Raw genomic sequence first — 7057 nt, forward strand, 5'->3', positions numbered from 1 at the left:
CGAACACCCTGAAAGAGGTCGGCGGCATGGTGTCGACGGCCAGGAGCGGCAGGAGCAGACCATGAAGATCGAATACGACGCGGGCACCGCGCTCACGATCATGCGCGGCAATCCGGTGCGCGGCTGGATCTCGGGCAAGCCCGAGCGCATGGCCAAGGAGCGACTGACGACCGGCAACTATCTCTCGGTCGAGCATAAGCCGAAGTTCCAGATCGATCCGGCCTGGCCGATTTTTACGATGGGCTCCTGCTTCGCGCGCGAGGTCGAGAACGTCCTGATGATGCGTGGGCTGTCGCTCCTGCTCGAAGGCCATGGCGTTCCCGCTGAGCATTTCGAGAGCTGGAACGAGGCGACGGGCCGCGGCGGTGGTGCGGCGCGCGGAAGTTTGAGTCGCGGCGCGCTCAACAAGTACTCGGTGCGGTCCATGACGCATGAGCTCAAGCGCGTCCTGCTCGACGAACCCTATCCGAATGAAGGGCTGATCGAGCTTGCCCCTGACCAGTGGTTCGATCCGCACGCCAGCGGCCTGAGATTGCTCGACCAGCAGACCGCGCTTGCCAACCGCAAGCGCCTGACGGCCGCGACCTCGCGAATCAGGGACGCGCGGATCTGTTTCTTCACGCTCGGGCTGACCGAGACTTGGCTCGACTCCGAGACCGGGCTCGCCATGAATATCCACCCCGGCCCGACCTGGCTCTCGCGCATGCCCGAGCGCTTCCGCTTCGTCGACTACGGCTATGAGGCGACCTTGAACGACATGCTCGGCGCGATCACGCTGATCCGCGAGCACTGCCATCCGGAGATGCGTTTCATCGTCACCGTTTCGCCAGTGCCGCTAGGCGCGACGTTCAAGGATGCCGACGTCATCGTGGCCAACAGCGCCTCGAAATCGGTGCTGCGCGCCGTCGCCGAGGAGCTCTACCGGCGCTTCGATTTCGTCGATTACTTCCCGAGCTACGAGATCGTCCTGAACTCGCCGCGTGCCATCGCTTTCGAGGAGGACCAACTCCATGTCGCCCGCAAGATGGTGGCGACGGTGATGGAGACCTTCGAGCGCAGCTATCTCGGTCAGACGATCGGCGCGACTGCCAGCCCGGCGCTGGTCTGACGCAGACTCACCGGGAACAGGGTCAGTCCGTCCCCGTCCACACGGTGGTTATCGCGTCGATATCGGGGCGCCGGCGCTCGGTCGGCGCTTCCTTCGCCGTGCCGATATGGACGAGGCCCGCGAGCTTCTCGCCGCTCGAAAGCCCGAACAGGGCGTGCACGCCGGGGCTGTAGGCGGCCCAGCCGGTGAGCCAGTTCGCGCCGAAGCCAAGCGCGTGGGCTGCGGTGAGCAGGTTCATGCAGACCGCCCCGGCGGAGAGATCCTGCTCCCAGACCGGGACGCGCGCCTCGGGGTCGCTTTTGCTGACGACCAGGACGATCAGGGGCGCATAGGTCAGCGAGCGGCCGATGATCCCGGTGAATTTCTCACGCTTCTCGGCATCCATCGCCGCGTTCTCGGTGGCATAGAGCCGCGAGACACGCTCGCTTGCCCGTTTGCGCGCTTCTCCCGCAAGCACGATGAAGCGCCAGGGTTCGAGCACGCCATGATCGGGCACGCGGGCGGCGATCGTCAGGATGCGGGCCAGCGCTGCAGCATCCGGGCCCGGCTCGCTGAGCATCGTCATCCCGACCGAGCGGCGCGTTTCGAGCAGGCGCAGCAGCGTCTCGCCATCCCCGGGCGCTGCGGCAAGGGCCGCCTGGCTCTGGTTCATGTCCTCACGTCCTCGATCGTTGGCGCTTTCGCGCGTGCCCGCGCTTGAAGCATCGGTCCGAAAAGTGGATTGCGGCCTTCGGGAAAGCCGATGCAAACCCGAAGACTCAGATCACCGATGATCTAAGCCCGGCCGGCAACCTCGACCAGCCTCAGATCGGCGATCGGCGCCGGTCTTGCCAGACGCGCCAGGGCCACCTGCAGGGCGTCGATATCCTGCTCCGGGCTCGGCMGCCAGCCGCATGGACAAGCGTCCTCATGGCGATGGRCATCGGAGACCTCGCGATAGATCGAGCCGATTGCCTCGGCGGCGAGCCGCATCACGGTCATCGGGGCGAGCTGGGAATCGTGCAAGGCGTTGCAGAATGCCGTCATAACCACCTGCCGCAGCGCGGCGCGGGCGGCCTCGGTGTTCTCGTCATGGATCAGTTCAAGCGGCACGGTGGGCGTCCTCCCGCCGATGGTTGGGTTTCTCACCTTGGGCGGGACCGAGCGGCTGCGCCGATCCCTCGATCGCAGCAGTCAGCAGGTCGACGAGACGCTGCATCCGCGCCGGCAACGCCTGATAGGCGGCCGGGCTTGCATTGGCGGGGCCCTTTGCGAAGGCGAGCGCCCGACGCAGTTCGAGCGTGGTCGCCTTGGTCCGCAGCGTTTCCTGGATGATGAGTTCGTCGCTCCGGCCGATTGCCGCAACTACGTCCCCTGCAGAAATCTCGCCCATCTCGTTGCCTCGCCGTGACCGATTCTTACATGGCGAAATTCAGTAGGCGCGAGGGGGTTGTAGTGCAACGTATTGTTTTCATTGAATAAATAGAACAATTCGAAACTGCGGGGTGGCATCGGTGCCGCAAGGTCAGAATCATTCAGCCTTGGTTCATCGAGCGCAGGATAGGCGCCATGCTGRCAGGCGTGTGCGGCAATCGGGAAAACCCGGGCGTGGACGTGTGTTGTTCCGATCCGGGGGGATCATCGTTCTTGCTGAAGTCAGTCGAAGCGCCTGGCATTGCCGAAAGCCTGCCCTCCGATCGGCAGGTCGCCTGGCGCTTTGCCGGCTTGACCGGCGGTTTCTGGCGTGGAACGACCCGTGGCAAGGCCTGGTTCTGGACGCTGTCGCTGGCGGCATCGATCATCTTCAGCGTCTTCGTCAATGTCACCGTCAATCGCTGGAACGGCTGGTTCTTCGATGCGCTGGAGAAGAAAGACACGGAGAGCGCGCTGACCGCCATGGCGGTCTTTCCGGTGCTCGCGCTCATCGTCGCCGGTATCGGCGTCGCCATCCTGGTCACGCGCGAGACGCTCCAGGTGCACTGGCGGCAATGGGTAACGGCGAAGCTCGCTGACGGCTGGGTTGGAGAGCGACGCTTCTTCCGTCTGAGCCTCTCGAATGACGAGCCGGCCAATCCCGAATATCGCATCGCCGACGATGTGCGCTGGGCAACCGAACCGCTCGTCGATTTTGCCATAGGTCTGCTGTCGGCTTTCATCACCATCGTGATGTTTATCGAGATCCTCTGGGAGATCGGGGGCGCGCTGACGATTCCGGCCGGCTCGGGGGCGATCACCATCCCGGCCTATCTCGTATTGGCGGCAATCCTCTATGCGGTGCTGGTTTCGCTTCTGATCACCGTTGTCGGCCGCCGGCTGCCGCGCCTCGTTGCGGCTCGAAACGAGGGCGAAGCCAAGTTGCGCTTCGCCCTGATGCGCATTCGCGATCATGGCGAGCCGATCGCGCTCGCTCGCGCCGAGGCAGGCGAGCGTCGCGCCGTTGCGCGCACCTATGACAGCCTGGCGCAGCGCTGGCTCGCCATGATCCGCCAGCGCGGCAGGCTGACCTGGATCACCAATGGCAGCGGCGCGCTCGTTCCGGTCGTTCCGTTGCTGCTGGCCGCGCCGAAATATCTCTCCGGCGAGATGTCGCTCGGCGGGGTCGTTCAAGTCGCTGCCGCCTTTGTCGCCGTGCAGAACGCCTTCAACTGGGTGCTCGACAATTTCATGCGCATCGCCGAGTGGCTGGCCGCCGCGCGGCGCGTCAACGAACTGGCCGACGCGCTCGACCGTGTCGAACAGAGCCGGCCGGATGATCATCTGACCGTGAAGCAAAGCCCTGACACTCTGCTGTGTCTCGCGGATGTCACCTTGACCGATCGCGATGGCCGCAACCTGGCCGCCGATCTCAGCTTCTCCCTGCCGGCCGGCGCGACCTTGCATCTTTCGGGCGAACTCGGGCTCGGCAAATCGGCGCTGATCCAGGCGCTCGCCGGTCTCTGGCCTTGGGGCAGAGGCGAGATTTCCCTGCCGGAAGGAGCGCGGGTGACCGTCGTGCCGCACAGCCTGCACCTGAGCGAAGGCAGCCTGCGCACGATTCTTGATACGGCGTTGACCCGTCCAGGCGATGCGCTTGCCGATGCCTTGCGCCGTTACGGGCTCTCTGCGCTCGCCGCGAGCCTCGACGAGCATCGCGACTGGGACAAGCTCCTGGCGACGGGCGACAGGCAGCGCCTGGCGCTGGCCCGCGCCGAACTCGAAGCGCCTGACGTGCTCCTGCTCGACGAATCCACCAGCGCCCTCGAAACCGACACTGCGCTCGAGCTCATCGCCGAGCTGCGAGCCGTGCGGCCCGGCGCCATCATCCTGCTGATGGGCCAGAGCCCTGGCTTTGCGGAGGCCGCCAGCCACCATCTCGTGATGAAGCGGGCCGGCGGCGTGGCGCGGATGGCCAATCCGGATGGCACGCCCGCCCTGCGGGCCAGTGTGGTGGAGCGGGGCCTGACATGACGGTCGTTTCGGTCAGCCTTGCCGCGAAACCCTGTACCTCGGGCCCGACCAAGCCCGCCTTGCCTCATGCCGCAGGTATGACGGACCTGCCTGTAACGGAGCTGATCGCATGCTGAACATCTGGGACGTCTATTGGGGCCTGCGGGTCGAGCAGTGCCCTTGTGACGTGCATTTCGTCGAATGGCTCGAGGAGCAGAGCCTCACCGGCAAGCGCATCTATCATTTCGGGACCGGCGGGCATCACTATATCGGCATCCGCTGCGCCGAGCCGGAGCTCGACTGCACGGTGCTGGGCATCACCGCTTCGCCCAAGGAATATGATGCCTTCGTCAAGCTGGCGACCGAGAACCCCTCGATCACCAAGACCTATTCCGCCTATTTCGGTGACATCTATACCAGCAACGCAAAGCTGCTGCCGCGCTTCGATATCGTCACCCTGTTCCATTCCTGCGAGTTCCGCAGCGAGAAGAACGATGCCTATGGCGCGCTTACCGATCTCGAGGTGATGCAGCTCTTCACCGACCAGACTGACGCCGGCGGCTATATCCTGTTCTATACCGGCTCCTTCGCCTATGCCTCGGCCGAGCCGATCATTGCGGATTGGGCGAAGTCGCGCCCGGTCGAGGAGGTCGGCCTGTTCAAGACGCTGCGCGTTTTCCGCAAGACTGCCTGAGGCAAGCCGCAGTTGCGAACGATTTGGAACGGCGCTAGGGCTGTTGCCATCGTTCACTCGAGAAAGGGGGGCTGCGTGATTACGTTCTTTCGTCACCATCGTCAGCGTGGCCCCGTTCAGGCCCTGCAAGCTGTCTTGCAGGGCTGACCCAAAGACGATCGCTCAACGGTTCTCTTCCGGTCTGCCCTTCGTGGCGGCGCAGCGTCGAGCCTCATGGCTCCGGTGAACTGCGCCTCTCCCAACCCAACGAGCTGACGCCGCACAGGCATCCGGCATCCGCATCCTCAAGGCCGTGGAACGCGCCTTTCCTGGATGCCGGACAACGGCTCGCGCAGTCCAGAGAACGATTATGGCTTTGATCAACGCCCGCAAACTTGGCGTCACGCTCGGTGCGCCGCTCTTTTCCAATCTCAATCTTGCGATCGGGGCGGGAGATCGCCTCGGCCTCGTCGCAGCCAATGGCCGGGGTAAATCCACCCTGCTGCGCTGCCTTGCTGGTTCCCATGAGCCTACGACTGGCGAGATCACGCGGTCGCGCGGACTTCGCGTCGGCCATGTCGAGCAGGAAATTCCCGCCGGGCTGCTGGCGTTGCCCCTCTATGACCTCGTCCGTCGCGCGCTCCCGATGGAGCAGGCCGAGACGGAATCCTGGCGCGTCGACGTTGCGCTGGAGGCGCTCGAAATTCCCGAGGCGCTTCGCCGGCGCCCCCTGTCGCAGCTGAGCGGCGGCTGGCAACGCTTCGCCATGCTGGCCAGCGTCTGGGTGACCGATCCCGACATGCTGCTGCTCGACGAGCCGACCAACCATCTCGACCTCGCCCGGATCAGCCAACTCGAGGAATGGCTGAACGGTCTGCCGCGCGACGTGCCCGTGGTGATCTCCAGTCATGATCGCGCCTTCCTCGACGCGGTGTCCAATCGCACGCTGTTCCTCAGGCTGGAGAGCTCACCGGTCTTCGCGCTGCCCTATACGCGGGCGCGCGCCGCGCTGGATGAGGTCGACGCCTCGGAGGAGCGTCGCTACCAGCGCGAGATGAAGGCGGCGCAGCAGTTGCGCCGGCAGGCGGCGAAGCTGAACAATATCGGGATCAATTCCGGCAGCGACCTCCTCGTGGTCAAGACCAAGCAGCTCAGGCAAAGGGCCGAGCGCCTGGAAGAGGCGGCGAGGCCTGGCTATCAGGAGCGCTCATCGGGCGCGATCAGGCTGGCCAATCGCGGCACGCATGCCAAAGTCCTGGTGACCCTCGACGATCTTTCCGTCGAGACGCCGGATGGGGCGCCGCTGTTCAAGACCGGCAAGCGGTCGATCGCCCAGGGTGACCGKATCGTGCTGCTGGGCCGCAACGGGACCGGCAAGTCGCGACTGATTGGCCTGATCAGGGACGCGATCGCGGAAACCGACGCTGCGCGCATCAAGGTCACGCCGTCGCTTGCTCTTGGTTATAGCAGTCAGAGTCTTTCCGAACTCGCCGATAGCGATACGCCGCACGGCGTGATCACCCGGCGCTTCGATGTCGGCGACCAGCCGGCGCGCAGCCTGCTAGCGGGGGCGGGTGTGTCGATCGACATGCAGAGCAGCCGGATCGGCGCGCTCTCGGGCGGGCAGAAGTCGCGGCTCGCCATGTTGGTCTTGCGCTTGGCCAATCCGAATTTCTACCTGCTCGACGAACCGACGAACCATCTCGACATCGAAGGGCAGGAGGCGCTGGAGGGCGAACTCATGGCGCATGAGGCGAGCTGCCTGCTGGTTTCGCACTGATCGAGAATCGCAAATTGGTCGAGATCGCGCTTCTGGCTGATCGAGAATCGCAAATTGGTCGAGATCGAGGGGCCGGAGGCATTCTTCGCTG

The 7057-nt window shown here is 64.8% G+C and carries 6 protein-coding genes and 1 pseudogene; 4 read left to right on the plus strand and 3 right to left on the minus strand.

Translation table 11 applies throughout. The features are described 5' to 3' along the window. Positions 1 to 61 precede the first annotated feature (61 nt). Complete coding sequence (locus AC1DJT_RS13675) at positions 62 to 1108, plus strand: GSCFA domain-containing protein (protein ID WP_441506375.1); 1047 nt, start codon at positions 62 to 64, stop codon at positions 1106 to 1108. A 22-nt stretch (positions 1109 to 1130) separates the two neighbouring features. Here AC1DJT_RS13675 and AC1DJT_RS13680 read toward each other — a convergent pair whose 3' ends face one another. The 3 genes from AC1DJT_RS13680 to AC1DJT_RS13690 form a co-directional block, all read right to left on the minus strand. After that, positions 1131 to 1760, minus strand: coding sequence for a nitroreductase family protein (locus tag AC1DJT_RS13680; protein ID WP_441506374.1), 630 nt, complete (start codon positions 1758 to 1760; stop codon positions 1131 to 1133). 122 nt (positions 1761 to 1882) lie between these two features. Further along, positions 1883 to 2200, minus strand: coding sequence for a hypothetical protein (locus tag AC1DJT_RS13685; protein ID WP_476834239.1), 318 nt, complete (start codon positions 2198 to 2200; stop codon positions 1883 to 1885). Further along, complete coding sequence (locus AC1DJT_RS13690; protein WP_476767588.1) at positions 2190 to 2480, minus strand: hypothetical protein; 291 nt, start codon at positions 2478 to 2480, stop codon at positions 2190 to 2192. Before AC1DJT_RS13690 ends, AC1DJT_RS13685 begins: the two co-directional genes overlap by 11 nt. A gap of 254 nt (positions 2481 to 2734) precedes the next feature. Between AC1DJT_RS13690 and AC1DJT_RS13695 the strand changes: the two genes are divergently transcribed. The 3 genes and pseudogenes from AC1DJT_RS13695 to AC1DJT_RS13705 all read left to right on the plus strand — a co-directional run. Beyond that, entirely contained in the window at positions 2735 to 4534 is a 1800-nt protein-coding gene (locus AC1DJT_RS13695) for an ABC transporter ATP-binding protein/permease (RefSeq protein ID WP_441506372.1), read from the plus strand. Between the two features lie 109 nt (positions 4535 to 4643). Continuing rightward, positions 4644 to 5207: a hypothetical protein gene (locus tag AC1DJT_RS13700; protein WP_441490773.1), complete on the plus strand. Its 564-nt coding sequence runs from the start codon at positions 4644 to 4646 to the stop codon at positions 5205 to 5207. 349 nt (positions 5208 to 5556) lie between these two features. Beyond that, a pseudogene (locus AC1DJT_RS13705) lies at positions 5557 to 7057 on the plus strand (ABC-F family ATP-binding cassette domain-containing protein); the annotation flags it as partial.

This window comes from Allobosea sp. 05T422_2 (genome assembly GCF_056396265.1).